Origin of the sequence: Aeromonas sp. FDAARGOS 1409 (assembly GCF_019048705.1) — a bacterium.
In the GTDB taxonomy this organism is placed as follows: domain Bacteria; phylum Pseudomonadota; class Gammaproteobacteria; order Enterobacterales; family Aeromonadaceae; genus Aeromonas; species Aeromonas sanarellii.
Map to the genome: position 1 here is coordinate 3,285,117 of NZ_CP077395.1, position 16,627 is coordinate 3,301,743.

The window sequence follows — 16,627 nt, forward strand, 5'->3', positions numbered from 1 at the left end:
GTTCAGGTTCCTAGCTTGAAAATGATGGTGACCCTGGCCCAGTCCGCGACGGCGACCTGGTTCTGCCGGGCCGGGATGAAGCGCCAGCGGCTGACGGTCCTGCGGGCCGTCATGTCCAGGCGCCGATGACCGCTGCTGCGTTCGACCTCGACCGACTCCGCCGAGCCCTCCCTGCTGACCCGCACCTTCAGCACCACGCGACCCTCTTCACCTCGTCTGCGCGACTCAGGAGGATAGGGAGGCTCGGGGTTGTGCAAGCTGGCATCCCGGGCGATGGGGGCGCTGCTCCCTCCACTGGTCCCGGTCTGCCGGGTCTTGGCCGGGGCGCTGTGGCTGTTGGCACTCTGGCTATTGGATGTGGACGTGGCCGGTGCGGTGGTTGCAACGGGGGGCACCCCAGGCTGGGCCTGGGTGGCGGGTTTGACCTCAGGAAGGGGTTTGGGCTTGGGCGGCGCCTTGGGTACCGGCTTGGGAGCTGGCTTCTTGACGACGGGCCTGACCACCTTCTGCCGCACCGGCGCAGGCTTGTTGATAGCAGGGGACCGGGCGGGAGCCGCTGCGGCTTTGGCCGGCGCGTCATCCCGGCTCGACTCCCCGGCCCAGCGGGCGGAGAGGGTGAGGGGCTCGGGCGGCGTCATGGGCGCGGGGCGGCTCTCCTGCACCAGCCAGAGGATGGCGAGGTGCAGGACCAGGGCGGTGCTCAGGCAGGCGAGCTGGACGGGGCCAAATGCCATCTTGTCGCGGGCGATGGCCGGTCTCATTGCACTGGCGTTCATCTGCCTGCTTCCTTCCTGACTGTCATCTTCGTACTCAAATGTCTTATGAAATGGCGCCGAGGCCGGCCCGTGGTGCTCAGCATGCGCCACCCTGCACCCATCAAACAAGAAACATTATCAATCGCGTTTTAATCGCCAATGCCGAGATTGAGGCTGCTGACGGCGGAGCGACAGGCACGCTGGGCACAGGTGGGCAGCCTGGGCCGAACAGAGGCTGAGTGGGCAGAAATGAAAGCGCTATCAATCACATACAGCCTACCTCGAGGTCGATGGCGGTCACATTTCGCACTCCGAGGCCAAAAAATGGCCAGTCCATTCCCTAGACTGGTCGGGCTCATCTGAAGGCGGGACGTTGCGGATGGGGGAATGCCGAGACACACCGGCATCACACATAAACAATGAGAATAAAGGACTATCAATGGCTAGATGGATACTCGCGGCCGGATTGTTGGGAACCCTGATCACGGCGCCGAGCACGGCGGCGGAGTGGTTCTTCCGGGGCACCGCGAATGGATGGGCGGCGACCGCCATGACGTCGACGGACGGCGTCAATTTTGATACCTGCCAGCGCTTCGTGAGCGGGGATGCCAGCGGCGGCCCGCGTTTCAAGATAGACAGGTACGGCAACTGGCAGCAGAGCTACCCGGCGGCCGACTACGGGGTCAATGCCAACACGGCGTACCAGATCCGCATCAACGCCAGCACCCAGGCGGTGAGCGCGACGGCGGTGGCCAGTTGCGAGGCCTCGGGGTTTGCCAGCACCTTGCCGCAACTCAACGTGCGCGGCACCTTCAACGGCTGGGCCAGCCTCCCCATGACCCTGGTAGGGGATCACCTGTGGCAGGTGGACGCCTACATGGATGGCAAGGCGAGCCAGCGCCTCAAGTTTGATCAGGCTGGCGACTGGGCCGTCAACTTTGGCGACAGCAACGGCGACGGCGTGCTGGAGAAAAGTGGCGGCGATATCTTCTTGAACGCCGTGGGCACGGTGCGCATCCAGGTCAACGACCAGACCCTGGCCTACAGCATCACCCCACTTGGGGATGACAACCAGCCGCCTCTCGCGGTCATCACCCCGGGGGGCACGGTGAACGTGACCCAGGGGGCGTCCCTGACCTTGAGCGGCAGCGACTCCACGGATCCCGACGGCCAGATCGCGAGCTATCTGTGGAGCAGCGGCGAGACCACGGAGAGCATGGTCGTCAACACTACCCAGACCGGCACCTTCACCTATGGCCTCACGGTCACCGACGATCAGGGTGCCAAGGGCAGCAGCAGCGTGAGCGTGGTGGTCGGGGCAGGACAGAGCGGCGACAGCTGGTACTTCCGGGGCACGGCCAACAACTGGGGGCTCACCCCCATGATCAGCGAGGATGGCACCACCTTCTGCACCGAGCAGGCCTTTGGCAGCAACAACCCCCGCTTCAAGATTGACCACAAGGGGGACTGGACCGAGGCGTATCCGGCCCAGGATTACCTGGTCAGCGCCAACACCAGCTATCGCATCTGCTTTGACAGCCTGCGCAAGGCCATCGAGGTGGAGACGCTGGCCGGGGCCGATCTGCAGGCCCCCACGGTGACGGCCACCCCGGCCCCGGGGAGTTATGTGGACAGCCAGTCCATCACCCTGGGGGTGAGCGACGATCAGGACAGCGCTCCCGCCGTGCATTTCACCACGGACGGCAGCCAGCCCACCACGGCATCGGCCCGCTATGCAGGCCAGCCCCTGGTGGCGAGCGACAAGGGGAGCGGCACCGATCTGGTGATCCGCACCCTTGCCATCGACGCCAGCGGCAATCAGCGCGAGCAGCGCTTCGAGTACCGTATCGGCGAGCAGGGGGTGGCGAGCGGCGATTTTCGCGCCGAGAGCATCTATTTCCTGCTGACCGCCCGCTTCTATGACGGTGATGCCGGCAACAACTACCATAACCGGGATCGCTACAAGGCGGGGGATCCCCACTGGCGCGGCGACTTCAAGGGCTTGATCGCCAAGCTCGACTACATCAAGGATCTCGGCTTCACCGCCATCTGGGTGACGCCGCCGGTGGAGAACCGCTCCGGCCTCGACTACCACGGCTACCATGCCTACGACTTCTACCGGGTCGATCCCCGTCTGGAGTCGCCGGGGGCGGGTTACCGGGAGTTCATCCAGGCGGCCCACGCCAAGGGGCTCAAGGTGATCCAGGACGTAGTGCTCAACCACTCGAGCCAGTACGGCCTGCGCGGCAAGACCTGGATCGATCGCCTGCCCGTCAAATACTACGTACCGGCGGGGTCGAGCCAGGGACTCATCAACAACGGCCCCTATCAGGGCAACCTCGGGGACTACGCCAGCGCCAACCGCTGTGACGACGACAACCCGGCGGCCCCCGACTGGTACAAGGCCCGCTGCCAGTCCGATCCGGCGGGCACCCAGCCCCTGGTGGACCCCAAGACCGGCGCCACAGTGCCGAGCGCAGGCTACAACCCCAACCGCTTCTTCGGCATCGACGCCCAGACCCTGGATCCCGCTTGGTATCACCTGGACGGCTTCATGTCCGGCGGTGACTGGGAGAGCCCGCTCGCCCTGCAGCGCAAGCACATGGCGGGGGACTGCATCGATCTCGCCACCGGCAACCAGAACGTCAAGGAGTACCTCAACGGCGCCATCCGCCAGTACCTCGACATGGGGGTGGACGCGATTCGCATCGATACCTTGAAACACATCGAGCGGGACGAGCTGCTGACCTATGTCCACGACTGGCAGGCCCACAAGCCGGGGCTGTTCGTCTTTGGCGAGAACCTGGTCAAGGGCACCGGCTGGGGCTCTGAGCTGGCCAATGACAACGCCTCGGCGGTGATCCGCCCCTGGTGGTATACCCGCACCACGCCGAACCCGGCGGATCCCCGGGCAGGGGGCGATTCGGGCCTCTCTGTGCTGGACTTCTCCCTCTTCTCCACCTTCCGTGACAACGTCACCCGGGGGAACTTTGGCGGGGTAGGGGGGATTTTCGCCATGGACTGGATCTATGGGGATGCCACCAAGCTCATCACCTTCTTCCAGAACCACGACGTGGGGCCGGACAATGACTTCAAGTACCGCTACGGCGGGGAAGAGGGCAATGCGGCCATGACCTACAACCTGCTCTGGACGGCGCGGGGGATCCCGACCCTCTACTACGGGGAGGAGGTGATGTTCCAGGCCGGCAAGCCCCAGGACATCGACGGGGCCACCATGACGGTGGATCAGACCGGTCGTGCCTACTACGGGGATGTGCTGGACAACCCGGCCACCCCGAGCCACCCGCTCTACCAGCACATCAAGCGCCTGAACCAGATCCGCAAGGCGGTGCCCGCCCTGCAGAAGGCGCCCATGAGCCAGGTGAACGAGTGGGGCAGCGGCATCAGCTTCGTGCGTGATCTGAGCGCCGAAGGCAGCTACGCCGCCGTGGGCCTCGCGGCCAACGCGGCCCAGCAGATCAGCCTGAGCGGCCTGAAGAACGGCACCTACACGGACGCGGTGACCGGCGCGAGCCAGAGCGTCAGCAACGGCAGCCTGAGCTTCCAGGTGCCCGCCTATTCGGCCCGAGTCTGGGTGCTGAATGGCCCGGGCAAGGTGGGGGTGGACGGCAAATACCTCAAGTAAGGAAACGCCGTCGCCCTGTGCAGCGAGTCGGCCTTCGGGCCGACTTTTTTATGGCGCCGAGGCATGAAGCGGGGGGATGAGAGCAGGCGCAGGTCGTGTCGGGCGAGGCAAGCGCACGGCACCGGGATGCACTATTTTAGTGCTCTTGCCCTGATATGGTGCAATTCCTTGTCATTTGCCCTTGAGCCCAATTCCGCAGAAACACGCCATATCGCCCCCATGGCTCCCCCATGATGGGCATCATCCATGCTGTAAAGTGGCATTCCATCGGCATTATCCACCGAATAAACGGGCTGTTCAGGAAGGACCACGACATGTTTTTTGGTTAATTGGCTGAACATGCTGATCCGGCATGGGGGCCGATCCCGGGGCCGGCATGATCAATCTGTTTTTTGTTGGCTGTACGGAATTTAAATTCGATTTTTCATGGTATCGCGGACTCTTGTTTTGATTGGCGCTCTTTTTGCTGTGACTTGTCATCCCCATGATGGCGACATCAGGGGCAGGGGGCCGCAAGGCCGGGGGCGGGTGCCAGCGGGGTGAATGCGCCGCCGCCATCCGTGCCGGAGCGGCCTGGTATTCGGGCATCGGACGCCACAATCGATTCGTGTTAAGGAGTCATATGGAAGGTGAAATGACCATGCAGCCAGCGGCTGTGGACAAGGGATTGGCCCACACCCTCAAGGACGATGTCTACGGCATGGTGCTCGGCGTCATGTTTATCGCCGTGGGGCTCAACCTGCTCAAGTGCGCCGGCATGATCACCGGCGGCATCGCGGGCATCGCTCTGCTGCTCGCCCATGTCAGCAGCCTGCCCATCGGGGTGCTCTTCTTCCTGGCCAACCTGCCCTTTCTGGTGTTTGGCTACGTCACCATGGGGCGGTCCTTCATGGTCAAGACGCTGATCGTCAACGTCGCCCTCTCGGCAGCGACCCAGGCGGTGCCGCTGCTCCTGACGGTGAGCTATGTCCACCCCCTGTTCTCGGCCCTGGTGGGAGGCACCTTCCTCGGGATGGGGGTGCTCTCTCTAGCGCGCCACAACGCCTCGGTGGGGGGGATCGGCGTGGTGACGCTCTGGTTGCAGCGGCGCACCGGCATCAACGCGGGAAAGAGCCAGATGGTGCTGGACGTGCTGGTGTTCGCGCTCTCCCTGCTCACCCTGCCGCTCTCTTTGCTGCTCTGGTCCACCTTAAGTGCGCTCGCCATGAACGCCATGCTGATGAACTGGCACAAGCCCGGTCGTTACCAGGGAAGCTGAGGGCGAGCCTGTGCGGGGGCAAGGGGAGGGGCATGCGGAAAAATGCCGTTGCGAGGGATTGGAGGCAGAAAGGGGCTCAACGGCAAAAAAGATCATCTTGTCGTGGAAAACGGCATGGTTACGGCTGAATTTATTGGTTTTTTGCCCTGTTGGTCCTATTAAATCGGGCTACGCCATAAAAAATTCAAAAAACTTCTTTACCACCGGCCAATGCATGAGTAAAATTTGTCGGCAATATTTTACACCCCCACTCCTCAACGGTGAGATATTGCCATGCTCAGGATTGCCAAAGAAGCGCTGACCTTCGACGATGTACTGTTGGTTCCAGCCCACTCCACTGTTCTCCCCAATACCGCCGACCTGCGTACCAAGCTCACGTCTGCGATCTCGCTGAATATCCCGATGATCTCCGCTGCCATGGACACAGTGACCGAAGCCCGTCTGGCTATCGCACTGGCCCAGGAAGGCGGTATCGGCTTCATTCACAAGAACATGTCCATCGAGCAGCAGGCTGCCGAAGTGCGCAAGGTCAAGAAGTACGAGAGTGGCGTCGTCAGCGACCCCGTTACCGTGCGCCCTGACATGACCATCGCCCAGATCAAGGAGCTGAGCCACAAGAACGGTTTCGCCGGTTACCCCGTGGTGACTGACGGCAACCAGCTGGTGGGCATCATCACCGGCCGTGACGTGCGCTTCGTCATCGATCTCTCCCAGACCGTCGAACAGATCATGACCCAGAAGGATCGTCTGGTGACCGTGCGTGAAGGGGCCCCTCGTGAAGAGGTGGTGGCCCTGATGCAAAAGCACCGCATCGAGAAGGTGCTGGTGGTCAACGGCGACTTCAAGCTCAAGGGCATGATCACCGTGAAGGACTTCCAGAAAGCCGAGCGCAAGCCCAACGCCTGTAAAGACGAGCGTGGCCGCCTGCGGGTCGGTGCCGCCGTCGGTGCCGGTGCCGGCAACGAAGAGCGCGTCGCCGCCCTGGTGGAAGCCGGTGTGGACGTGCTGCTGATTGACTCCTCCCACGGCCACTCCCAGGGCGTGCTGGATCGCATCAAGGCGACCCGTGAAGCCTATCCTGACCTGCAAATCATCGGCGGCAACGTGGCCACCGGCGCCGGTGCCAAGGCGCTGGTGGAAGCGGGCGTCAACGCCGTCAAGGTCGGTATCGGCCCCGGCTCCATCTGTACTACCCGTATCGTGACCGGCGTGGGCGTGCCCCAGATCACCGCCATCTCCGACGCCGTGGACGCCCTGGAAGGCACTGGCGTGCCGGTGATTGCTGATGGCGGCATCCGCTTCTCCGGTGACGTGGCCAAGGCCATCGCCGCCGGTGCGAGCTGCGTCATGGTGGGCTCCATGTTTGCCGGTACCGAAGAGGCGCCGGGCGAGATCGAGCTCTACCAGGGCCGCTCCTTCAAGTCCTACCGCGGCATGGGCTCCCTGGGCGCCATGTCCAAGGGCTCAAGCGATCGCTACTTCCAGACCGACAACGCCGCCGACAAGCTGGTGCCGGAAGGGATCGAAGGGCGCGTGCCGTACAAGGGCCGCCTCAAGGAGATCATCCACCAGCAGATGGGCGGCCTGCGCTCCTCCATGGGTCTGACCGGGAGCGCGACCATCGACGACATGCGCACCAAGGCCGAGTTCGTGCGCATCTCGGGCGCCGGGATGAAAGAGTCCCACGTTCACGACGTGACCATTACCAAAGAAGCCCCCAACTACCGGATGGGCTGATAAGACGGGGCCCTGCGCCCCGTTTTTCCACCCTTTTTTTATCCCGTGCTTTTTGTGACAACATCAGCCTGATGCAGGAATAAAATGACTAAAGACATTCACGCCCACCGCATCCTTATCCTGGATTTCGGTTCCCAGTACACCCAGCTCATCGCCCGTCGCGTCCGTGAAATCGGCGTCTACTGCGAGCTGTGGGCCTGGGATGTAACCGAAGCGCAGATCCGCGAGTTCAACCCGAGCGGCATCATCCTCTCCGGCGGCCCGGAATCCGTGACCGAGGCGGGCAGCCCGCGCGCCCCCGAGTACGTGTTCAACGCCGGCGTGCCGGTGTTCGGCATCTGCTACGGCATGCAGACCATGTCCGAGCAGCTCGGCGGCAAGGTGCAGTCCTCCAACTTGCGTGAATTCGGCTATGCCCAGGTCGAAGTGCTGGGCCACTCCGGCAAGACCAGCGCGCTCTTGCGCAACATCGAAGACGCCATTGCCGACAACGGCAATGCCCTGCTGGATGTCTGGATGAGCCACGGCGACAAGGTCACCGAGATCCCGGCTGGCTTCACCACCATCGCCCAGACCGCGACCTGCCCCCACGCCGCCATGGCCGACGAAGCCAAGCGCTTCTACGGCGTGCAGTTCCACCCGGAAGTGACCCACACCCGTCAGGGTGCCCGGATGCTGGAGCACTTCGTCAAGGACATCTGCGGCTGCGAGTGCCTCTGGACCCCGGCCACCATCATCGACGACGCCGTCGCCCGCATTCGCGAGCAGGTGGGTGACGACGAGGTGATCCTGGGCCTCTCCGGCGGCGTGGACTCCTCCGTGGTCGCCATGCTGGTGCACCGCGCCATCGGCGATCGCCTCACCTGCGTCTTCGTCGACAACGGCTTGCTGCGCCTGAACGAAGGCCAGCAGGTGATGGACATGTTCGGCGATCACTTCGGCCTGAACATCATCAAGGTCGACGCCGAAGAGCGCTTCCTCTCCGCCCTCGCGGGTATCGACGAGCCGGAAGCCAAACGCAAGACCATAGGCCGCGTCTTCGTCGAAGTGTTCGACGACGAGTCCAAGAAGCTCAAGAACGCCAAGTGGCTGGCCCAGGGCACCATCTACCCGGACGTCATCGAATCCGCTGCCAGCAAGACCGGCAAGGCCCACGTCATCAAGTCTCACCACAACGTCGGCGGCCTGCCGGAAGAGATGAAGATGGGTCTGGTGGAGCCGCTGCGCGAGCTGTTCAAGGACGAAGTGCGCCGCGTCGGCCTCGAACTCGGCCTGCCCTACGACATGCTCTACCGTCACCCCTTCCCGGGTCCGGGCCTGGGCGTGCGCGTGCTGGGCGAAGTGAAGAAAGAGTACTGCGACTTGCTGCGCAAGGCTGACGCCATCTTCATCGAAGAGCTGCGCAAGGCCGACCTCTACAACCAGGTCAGCCAGGCGTTCGCCGTCTTCCTGCCGGTGCGCTCCGTCGGCGTCATGGGCGATGGCCGCAAGTACGACTGGGTCATTGCCCTGCGCGCCGTCGAGACCATCGACTTTATGACCGCCCACTGGGCTCACCTGCCGTACGACTTCCTCGGCCACGTGTCGAACCGCATCATCAACGAGATCAACGGCATCTCCCGCGTGGTGTACGACGTCTCCGGCAAGCCGCCCGCAACCATTGAATGGGAATAAAAGGCGTGGGAATAAGCGGTTAACGCCCTTACTGCCGATCACGCAAAACTGTCAAAAAGGCGCCCTTGAGGCGCCTTTTCTTTTTCCAATCGTTTGCGAGAAAATTTTGTCCCTGGCGCAGGGGGTGAGGGCTCTGTTGCCAACGTTGTCGCGGTGAGTGCCCGAGTCGATCGGCAGAGCCTCATCTATCGCGTCCACATAGGGCGGCAGGCTACGGTTTTTCCAGACAGGGGAGGGGGAGCAACCCCTGTCCGCAGTTGCCATGTGGGTAATGGAGCCGGATACCCGCCGTTTGGATGCCCCATCTTGATGCAAGAGGGTGATGCGAGTGGCTGATGCGCCCCCCCCAAGACGGGGTCATTTCTTGATCTGGCTTGGGAAATGCCCACCTTCCGCTTTTTCTTGTTTCTCTCACTCGCTAGGATAGCCGTCTGGGTATGGCCTCTCTGGAGTCACCTATGAACCAGATCAGAGATACCACATGGGCCAAAGGCAGCAAACTGGAGGCTGCCCTGCGGTAGCTTTGCTGTTATTCGGGAATGGTGCGGCACGCCGAGTGTCAGTAGGGGCCTCAGTGGATGGAAGCACATGAAATAGTGAACCCATAACTAACAGGACTATTCTGTACGGATGCTGTAGTGGTGCAAGTGCATCACTGTCCTTACTTGGATTAGTACCACATTCAATCTAATCACTGATAAGCTCCATCAGTGCTAGGGCAGGAAAAAGGCCAGATAAATGGATTGGTTGACGTTTACTAGTAAAGTTATTGATTCGCTTGTTTGGCCTATAGTCGTTCTAATCTTAGGGCTAGTATTCCGTCGTCAAATATCGATTTTAATTCCGTACCTTAGAAAGTTGAAGGCTGGCCCAGTCGAGGCAGAATTTGAAATGGAAGCTAGGCAAGTTCTTGCCAATTCAAAAAAGCTTTCTGTCCAATTTCTGAAAGGAAGCTCTATAAAGGTAGAAAAGCCTACAGAAGAGAAGGAGGCAATAGCCAAGCTAATTGGTGCTAGAAATGACCCTGCGGGAATGATTATAGAGGCCTGGACGGGAGTAGATGGGGCGCTGTTTCGCTTGGGCAAGCAAACTGGCTTGGTTGTTGACCCTTTAGAGCATACTAGAAGCGTATATAGATCAATAGTCTTTTCTGATTTGCTCTCTGAAGAAACTAAAAGCCTTGTTATGGAGCTTTATGAGCTTAGGAACCGCGTGGCGCACGCAAGGGTTAAGCCTACTGTTGGCGCCGCTCAGGATTATGTCCTCGCAGCTGACAAAGTGATAGATATGTTAGAGGCACAAAGAGAAAATGCGATTTCAATCGAATAATATAAGAATTAAAATAAAGCTAAACAAGGCATCCCAACATAGCCTGACAAAAACACTCCGGGCTGAGCTTGCTTCACTACTTTGTACTCGCCGTTGGTTGTAGAATTAGTTTTAAATTTGAGATTGGAGTTTTAATTGAACGCTAAAGTGACATTAAAAAAGCTACATGAAAACGAACAAAGTTTGTTTATCGTTCATTATTCATGCCAGAACCTAAACGATAATAATGAAAATTACTCTCCGAGAATCACATCTATTGCAGTGTTGCACGTAGGTAGTTCAACGATGCATAGCTTTTCAATTCATTTGATTGCAGAAATCAGAAAGATTCCTCGTGATGATATCGATCGACATTACGATGATCTAGAACGAGATATGCTGGCGCAGTTTTTTTCGTTTCTCTCAGATAACGATGGTGGATACTGGTTACATTGGAACATGTCCAACATAAATTATGGTTTCGAGGCTTTGATTCATCGTTATAAGGTCCTATCGGGAGAAGATGGGAAAAGAATTCCAGATTCTAAAAAGTTTAATTTATCTTCATTGATACTTTCTGTATACGGGAAGAACTGCGTAGAGCACCCTAGAATGGCCAGCTTTATGAAGCTAAATGATGGGGAGCACCGAGATGGATTAACGGGAAAAGAAGAGGTAGAGGCTTTTGCGGCCAAAGAATATGTGAAGCTCCATAAATCAACAATGTGCAAAGCTTACTGGTTTCAGCACATGTATTATCTTCTGCAACAAAATAAGGTGATTGTTCATAATAAAAACTGGGGAGCTAAGGTAAATACTTTTCTTGAACTTCCAACAATTAAGGCGCTTGGCTTTATCGCTGTATTGTTCTCGCTTTTTCAAGCTGTTCAATATGGCTATTCAGCACTTGAGCTTAAAGAAACAGAACCAAAGAACTTGCAGGAGAAAACTAAAAAGTCAAGTGGCATGGACAGCGTAAACACCATCGGTTCTTGAAACCTTATATACAAACATATGCCAAGAGACGACATCTCAAAATTCCTTGTCCATTGGACAAAAGGTGAAACTTACGAAGAAGCATTCGACACTCTTCGGAGTATAGTTTTTGAGCAGAAACTGCTTGGTGGCAATGGCCATATAAAGGGTGGCCACACCTGCATCTGTTTTACTGAAGCCCCTCAGGATAAGTTTCATGCGATAGCAGGAAAATACAAACCGTTTGGAGTAAGAGTTTCTAAAAAGTGGTTATTCCAGCAAGGTGGCAGACCAGTAATTTACCAATCAGAACAGGAGTACTACTCTCTTCCAGCAGGGCACGCATGGCGCCATGTGAGGTATGAACCAGATAGGGTGCCTCCCGTAGATTTCTCGTGGGAAAGGGAGTGGAGAATTCAATCAAGTGAACTTGCTCTCCCCCCTGAAGAAGTCTTTCTCATCCTTCCTGATGAACATTGGGTTAGAGTGTTGGAAATGGAGCATGACCATCATGAGTATGGTCAAATCTATATGGAGGTTACTGCTTATGGCGAATGGGCTCAGCGCCCTCCAGAGCCATTTCACTACCAATACAGCATTATTCATGTATAACCGGTCGTTTAATGTCGCCGCTAGGTTATATAAACCAAAATTATGGACACACAAGGCGTTAATGTTCTTGGGTCAGCCGTACTGCATTGACTTTGTTTTCAACATCTTTGTGTTCGCGGAACACGGATGTCCGAATACGACCATGCTTCCCTCTTGATATCGCCGGGCGACTGTCCGGCTATATCTGATGGTATATCGATTCGCGGCTAGGCAGGCTCGATTTCCCCATAGCAAGCAGCGCATAAAGGGCAAGGAGTTCACTCATACCTTGCCGCCTCCCAGGCATGTATCGCCTGCTTGCGGGTCTCGCCCCAGTGATAGCCGCCGAGTTTGCCGTTTTGCTGGATGACTCTGTGGCAGGGGATCATCAAGGCGACAGGGTTGGCGCCCACCGCCAATCCTACGGCGCGGGCGGCCTTGGGGTTGCCGACGGCGCTCGCCACCTGGGCGTAGCTCACCACCTTGGCGGGCGGGATCGCGAGCAGCGCCCGCCAGACGCTGATCTGAAAGTTGGTGCCGCTCACGTGCAAGGAGAGGGGGCGATCCGGCGCCTTGCTGCCATCGAACATGGTGTGGATGACCCCCTGGGTGCGTGATGGCGCTTCTCGCAGTTCTGCCTCAGGCCAACGCTGGGCGAGGGCACTCAGCGGCGTTTGTGGGGCCTGGTCATCGAGAAACGAGAAGTTGCACACCCCCCGCGGGGTCAGGGCGACGAACGCCTGGCCGAAGGGGGTGTCGTGCACCCCGTGATCGATAACCAGCCCGGCCCCGCGCTGCTTGTACTCGCCCGGCGTCACGGCCTCGAGCTGCACGAAGTGATCGTAGAGCCGCGAGCCGCTGCTCAGGCCCAGGGTATCGGCCACCTCCAGCAGCGGGCACGACTCCTGCAGCAGCGCCTTGGCCCGCTCCAGGGTCAGCACCTGCAGATAGCGTTTGGGTGTCACTCCGGCCCAGCGGCTGAACAGCCGCTGGAAGTGAAAGGGGCTTAAGTGAACGTGCGCCGCTATCTCGTCCAGGGTGGGCTGGCGCGCCACCTGGCTTGCAATAAAGGCAATGGCATCACTGATGCGGGCGTAATCGGACATAAAGCGCTCTCACAATAAGGTTGCGGTCGCAGGATCTTGGGGGCGACAAGGTCATGTGCGACAAATAGATACCCCACCATCGGCCAGCAGGGCAATGCCGGTGGTAAAGCTGGATGCATTGGACGCGAGATAAAGGGCCGAGCGGGCGATCTCCTCCGGTTGGGCCAGGCGCTTGAGGGCATGCATATGCTGCACAAAGGCGAGACTCTGTGGCGTATCGGTAAAGGCCCGTCCCATGGGGGTGTCGGTGCCCCCCGGCAGCAGGGCGTTGACCCGCACCCCTTGTGCCCCATATTCGGCGGCCAGCACCTGGGTCAGGCCGATGAGGCCCGCCTTGCTCGCGGCATAGGCCGCCATGCCGGGCAGCCCCAGGGTATGGCCGACGAAGGTGGAGGTAAAGATAAGGGAGCCGCCGCCGCGCGCCTGCATGGCGGGGATCTGGTACTTGGCTCCCACAAAGGCGCTGGTGAGGTTGGTATCCAGGGTCTCCTGCCACTGCGCCAGTTCAAGCGCCAGCACGCTGCCCGGTGTCCCCGTGGTGCCGGCGTTGTTGAAGGCAACGTCGAGCCCGCCGAAACGCCCCACGGCCAGCTCCACCAGGGCGCTGGCGTAAGCTTCGCTTTTCACATCCCCCGAAAGGCTCACCGCCTGGCCCCCGAATCCCCTGATCTCCTCCACCAGCGCATCCAGCTCGGGCTGGCGCCGTGCCCCCAGCACGACGCTGGCCCCCTCCCGAGCAAACAGGATGGCGCTGGCGCGACCGATGCCGGAGCTGGCGCCGGTGATGATGGCGACCTTGTTGGACAGTTGTGGCATGGCAGTTTCCTCGCTGGAGTGTTGTGCGGGCGCACAGGGTTGGTAGTGGGTTGGAACCCCAATGGATTCGGCTCTCAATAGGTTCGAACCCACTTGGGTTTGACCCCGCTCAGGCCCCACTATGGCAACCGGCCCTCGCTGGCACGACCCGGATCTTGCTCTCTTTGCCCTCGCGTCGCTTTGCTGCGCGCTGATGGCGGCCCCTGCGGCAACAAAACAGGGGATCTTCGGCCGTCATTCTCTATAATGCCCCCTCTTTTTTTGACTGCAGGTTTGACTGCCGGGCCAACCACCGGCGGCGCCGTTGGCCGCGAGCCGGCCACCCTGATTGAGACGATGTCATGCATACCCTGGAACAGCTTCGTGCAGGTAAACTCTGCGGCGCCCGCCACCTGAAACTCGCTGAAGGACTCACGGTTTTCCCGCCCGAGATCCTGAGCCTCAAGGAGACGCTGGAGGTGCTGGATCTCACCGGCAACCAACTGAGCGAGTTGCCGGACGGTTTGGCCGAATGCAAGAAACTGCGCATTCTCTTCTGCTCCGAGAACCGCTTCACCGAGTTGCCCGAGGTGCTGGGGCGCTGCCCCGCGCTCACCATGGTGGGCTTCAAGGCCAACCGGATTGAAGTGGTCTCCCCGACATCACTGCCCACCAAACTGCGCTGGCTTATTCTGACCGACAACGAGATTGAGTCGCTGCCGGACGAGCTGGGCCAGTGCAACGCCCTGCAAAAGCTGATGCTCTCGGGCAACCGCCTGCGCGAGCTGCCGGCAAGCCTGGCCAACTGCCACCGGCTCGAGCTGTTGCGCATCGCCGCCAACCGGCTCGAGGTTTTCCCCGACTGGCTGCTGGCGCTACCGCGCCTCAGCTGGCTCGCCTACGCGGGCAACCCCTTCAGCGACAGGCTGGAGCGTCGGCTGGGGCAGTGCGCCTCGGTGGCCGATATCCCGTGGGCTGCATTGAAGGTGGGGGAATTGCTGGGGCAGGGGGCGTCCGGCGTGATCCATCGTGCCGGGCTGGATGGGGAGGAGGGGACGCAGGCGGTGGCGGTCAAGCTCTTCAAGGGGGCCGTGACCAGCGACGGTCTGCCCCGCTGCGAGCTGGCGGTGTCGCTCGCCGCCGGCTACCACCCCAACCTGGTCGGCGTGGTGGGCAGGGTGGGGGATCACCCCTCCGGCATCCCGGCGCTGGTGATGGCGCTGATCCCCCCGGATTATGTCAACCTGGCGGGGCCGCCCAGCCTGGATTCCTGCACCCGGGATGTCTATCCGGCCGGGGTGCGCTTCACACCCGCCGCGCTGCTCAGCCTGGCGCAGGGCGTGGTGAGCGCCGCACGGCATCTGCACGGGCGGGGCATACTGCACGGCGATCTCTATGCCCATAACCTATTGCACTCTGTGCAAGGCAAAGAGCAAGGAAAGGGGCAAGAACAAGCACAGAGCCGGATGCTGCTCGGCGACTTTGGCGCAGCCTCCTGTTACGACCGAGCCGATGAGGCGCTGGCCGGGCGGCTGGAGCGCCTGGAGGTGAGGGCCTTCGGCTGCCTGCTGGAGGAGCTGCTGGCGCGCAGCACCGACAAGCACGAAGTGCTGGCGGGGCTCGGCGAGCTGGTCGGGGAGTGCCTCTGCGAGGCGCCGTCCCGACGCCCCACCTTTGCCCACATTGCCGAGCGGCTCGACGCAGCGCTGGCCCGGCTTGTGGCCGAGCCGGTGGTGGTATGACCCTCCGGCCGGGAACCATCCCTCTCAAGGCTACGGGGCTGGGGCCTATCCAGTCAGGTCACGGCTTGTCTTGCAAAAAGGGTGGGGACGGACGGAGCGGGGCTTGCACCGCCTCGGTGAAGTTGTGATAGTGATGCATCATTGCAGATGACGGGAGGATGAGGATGGAAGCGGCGTTTTGGCATCAGAAGTGGAAAGAGAACCGGATTGGCTTTCATCAGGCAGACTTCAACCGCTGGCTGCAATCCTGGTGGTCTGCCCAGCAGGGGGACGAACCCGTGCTGGTGCCCCTGTGCGGCAAGTCCCGCGACATGCTCTGGCTGCGCGAGCAGGGTCATCCGGTGGATGGCTTCGAGCTCTCCGGGCTCGCCATTACCCAGTTTTTCGGCGAGAACAAGCTGAGTGCAGAGACAAGCGAGGTGGGCCCCTATCAGTGCCACCGGCACGAGGATCTGCGCATCTACCAGGGGGATTTTTTCGCCGCCCCCGAGCTGGGCCGACGTTATCGGCTGGTCTATGACAGGGCCGCTCTCATCGCCCTGCCGACGGCCATGCGCCGCCAGTATGCGACCCTGATGAGCCGCATGGTGGAGGCGGGGGGACAGATCCTGCTGGTGACCCTCGAGTATCAACCCGAGCAGCAGCAACAACCGCCGTTCTCGGTGGGGGAGATGGAGGTGCGTACCCTGTTCGAGCGTGACTTTGGCGTGGAGGTGCTGGGCCGGGCGGCGGAGCTGGATCACCCCAGAGTGCTCTCGGGGCAGCTCTCCTATTTCGATGAGGTGGCCTATCGCCTGATCCGCAGGGGGTGAGGCAAAACTGTGATCCCGCCTGACAAAGCGACAGGTGCCTTCCCCTTTGTTACCTCCTTTGACATAGATCAACGTGGTAAATCGGGGGAATGCCTAAGATGAGGCTGTTTCTCAATCACTGCTGGTGCCGACTGATGGGCTCTGGTTTGAACCCTCAGGCCGACCATCAACCCAGTGTCTGATTTTCACGCTCATGTTCACTTTTGGCGGCTCTGTCGCAATTGTTTT

General features: G+C 60.2%; 13 protein-coding genes. 9 read left to right on the forward strand and 4 right to left on the reverse strand.

The features are described 5' to 3' along the window. Positions 1-2: 2 nt before the first annotated feature. A complete protein-coding gene (locus I6L39_RS15480) occupies positions 3-776 on the reverse strand; it encodes an energy transducer TonB (RefSeq protein ID WP_216990146.1) in 774 nt (257 codons plus the stop codon). A gap of 418 nt (positions 777-1,194) precedes the next feature. Between I6L39_RS15480 and I6L39_RS15485 the strand changes: the two genes are divergently transcribed. After that, positions 1,195-4,401 carry an alpha-amylase family glycosyl hydrolase gene (locus I6L39_RS15485; protein ID WP_254203663.1) on the forward strand — a complete coding sequence of 1,069 codons (3,207 nt, stop codon included), beginning with the start codon at positions 1,195-1,197 and terminating at the stop codon, positions 4,399-4,401. Positions 4,402-4,532: 131 nt separating this feature from the next. Here the strand turns inward: I6L39_RS15485 and I6L39_RS15490 are convergent, their stop codons facing one another. After that, on the reverse strand, positions 4,533-4,742 hold the full coding sequence (locus tag I6L39_RS15490) for a hypothetical protein (protein WP_216990147.1): 210 nt from the start codon (positions 4,740-4,742) through the stop codon (positions 4,533-4,535). A gap of 299 nt (positions 4,743-5,041) precedes the next feature. Between I6L39_RS15490 and I6L39_RS15495 the strand changes: the two genes are divergently transcribed. The 6 genes from I6L39_RS15495 to I6L39_RS15520 all read left to right on the forward strand — a co-directional run bounded on the left by I6L39_RS15495 (position 5,042) and on the right by I6L39_RS15520 (position 11,965). Then, positions 5,042-5,659: a YitT family protein gene (locus tag I6L39_RS15495; protein ID WP_254203664.1), complete on the forward strand. Its 618-nt coding sequence runs from the start codon at positions 5,042-5,044 to the stop codon at positions 5,657-5,659. Positions 5,660-5,932: 273 nt separating this feature from the next. After that, positions 5,933-7,396, forward strand: a complete 1,464-nt coding sequence (gene guaB / locus I6L39_RS15500; RefSeq protein WP_042075533.1) for an IMP dehydrogenase — start codon at positions 5,933-5,935, stop codon at positions 7,394-7,396. A gap of 84 nt (positions 7,397-7,480) precedes the next feature. Then, positions 7,481-9,070, forward strand: coding sequence for a glutamine-hydrolyzing GMP synthase (guaA, locus tag I6L39_RS15505; protein WP_042075534.1), 1,590 nt, complete (start codon positions 7,481-7,483; stop codon positions 9,068-9,070). A gap of 738 nt (positions 9,071-9,808) precedes the next feature. Further along, positions 9,809-10,399 (forward strand): hypothetical protein, encoded by a 591-nt coding sequence (locus I6L39_RS15510; protein WP_216990149.1) that lies wholly within the window; start codon positions 9,809-9,811, stop codon positions 10,397-10,399. 135 nt (positions 10,400-10,534) lie between these two features. Further along, entirely contained in the window at positions 10,535-11,374 is an 840-nt protein-coding gene (locus I6L39_RS15515) for a hypothetical protein (RefSeq protein ID WP_216990150.1), read from the forward strand. An 18-nt stretch (positions 11,375-11,392) separates the two neighbouring features. Beyond that, positions 11,393-11,965 carry a hypothetical protein gene (locus tag I6L39_RS15520; RefSeq protein WP_216990151.1) on the forward strand — a complete coding sequence of 191 codons (573 nt, stop codon included), beginning with the start codon at positions 11,393-11,395 and terminating at the stop codon, positions 11,963-11,965. Positions 11,966-12,222: 257 nt separating this feature from the next. Here I6L39_RS15520 and I6L39_RS15525 read toward each other — a convergent pair whose 3' ends face one another. Next, complete coding sequence (locus I6L39_RS15525; RefSeq protein WP_216990152.1) at positions 12,223-13,050, reverse strand: methylated-DNA--[protein]-cysteine S-methyltransferase; 828 nt, start codon at positions 13,048-13,050, stop codon at positions 12,223-12,225. 51 nt (positions 13,051-13,101) lie between these two features. Next, positions 13,102-13,866 (reverse strand): SDR family oxidoreductase, encoded by a 765-nt coding sequence (locus I6L39_RS15530; RefSeq protein ID WP_216990153.1) that lies wholly within the window; start codon positions 13,864-13,866, stop codon positions 13,102-13,104. Positions 13,867-14,207: 341 nt separating this feature from the next. On the opposite strand from I6L39_RS15530, the gene I6L39_RS15535 reads away from it, so the two are divergent. Both I6L39_RS15535 and I6L39_RS15540 read left to right on the forward strand, forming a co-directional pair. Then, entirely contained in the window at positions 14,208-15,587 is a 1,380-nt protein-coding gene (locus tag I6L39_RS15535) for a leucine-rich repeat-containing protein kinase family protein (RefSeq protein WP_216990154.1), read from the forward strand. Positions 15,588-15,751: 164 nt separating this feature from the next. Next, positions 15,752-16,399: a thiopurine S-methyltransferase gene (locus I6L39_RS15540; RefSeq protein ID WP_042075539.1), complete on the forward strand. Its 648-nt coding sequence runs from the start codon at positions 15,752-15,754 to the stop codon at positions 16,397-16,399. Positions 16,400-16,627 lie beyond the last annotated feature (228 nt).

What these genes read in the sequence shown, in the direction of transcription:
- guaA (WP_042075534.1), top strand. Translation starts at nt 7,481, where the DNA reads ATGACTAAAGACATTCACGCCCACCGCATCCTTATCCTGGATTTCGGT.
- I6L39_RS15485 (WP_254203663.1), top strand. Translation starts at nt 1,195, where the DNA reads ATGGCTAGATGGATACTCGCGGCCGGATTGTTGGGAACCCTGATCACG.
- I6L39_RS15480 (WP_216990146.1), bottom strand. Translation starts at nt 776, where the DNA reads ATGAACGCCAGTGCAATGAGACCGGCCATCGCCCGCGACAAGATGGCA.
- guaB (WP_042075533.1), top strand. Translation starts at nt 5,933, where the DNA reads ATGCTCAGGATTGCCAAAGAAGCGCTGACCTTCGACGATGTACTGTTG.
- I6L39_RS15540 (WP_042075539.1), top strand. Translation starts at nt 15,752, where the DNA reads ATGGAAGCGGCGTTTTGGCATCAGAAGTGGAAAGAGAACCGGATTGGC.
- I6L39_RS15535 (WP_216990154.1), top strand. Translation starts at nt 14,208, where the DNA reads ATGCATACCCTGGAACAGCTTCGTGCAGGTAAACTCTGCGGCGCCCGC.
- I6L39_RS15510 (WP_216990149.1), top strand. Translation starts at nt 9,809, where the DNA reads ATGGATTGGTTGACGTTTACTAGTAAAGTTATTGATTCGCTTGTTTGG.
- I6L39_RS15490 (WP_216990147.1), bottom strand. Translation starts at nt 4,742, where the DNA reads ATGTTCAGCCAATTAACCAAAAAACATGTCGTGGTCCTTCCTGAACAG.
- I6L39_RS15520 (WP_216990151.1), top strand. Translation starts at nt 11,393, where the DNA reads ATGCCAAGAGACGACATCTCAAAATTCCTTGTCCATTGGACAAAAGGT.
- I6L39_RS15525 (WP_216990152.1), bottom strand. Translation starts at nt 13,050, where the DNA reads ATGTCCGATTACGCCCGCATCAGTGATGCCATTGCCTTTATTGCAAGC.
- I6L39_RS15495 (WP_254203664.1), top strand. Translation starts at nt 5,042, where the DNA reads ATGCAGCCAGCGGCTGTGGACAAGGGATTGGCCCACACCCTCAAGGAC.
- I6L39_RS15530 (WP_216990153.1), bottom strand. Translation starts at nt 13,866, where the DNA reads ATGCCACAACTGTCCAACAAGGTCGCCATCATCACCGGCGCCAGCTCC.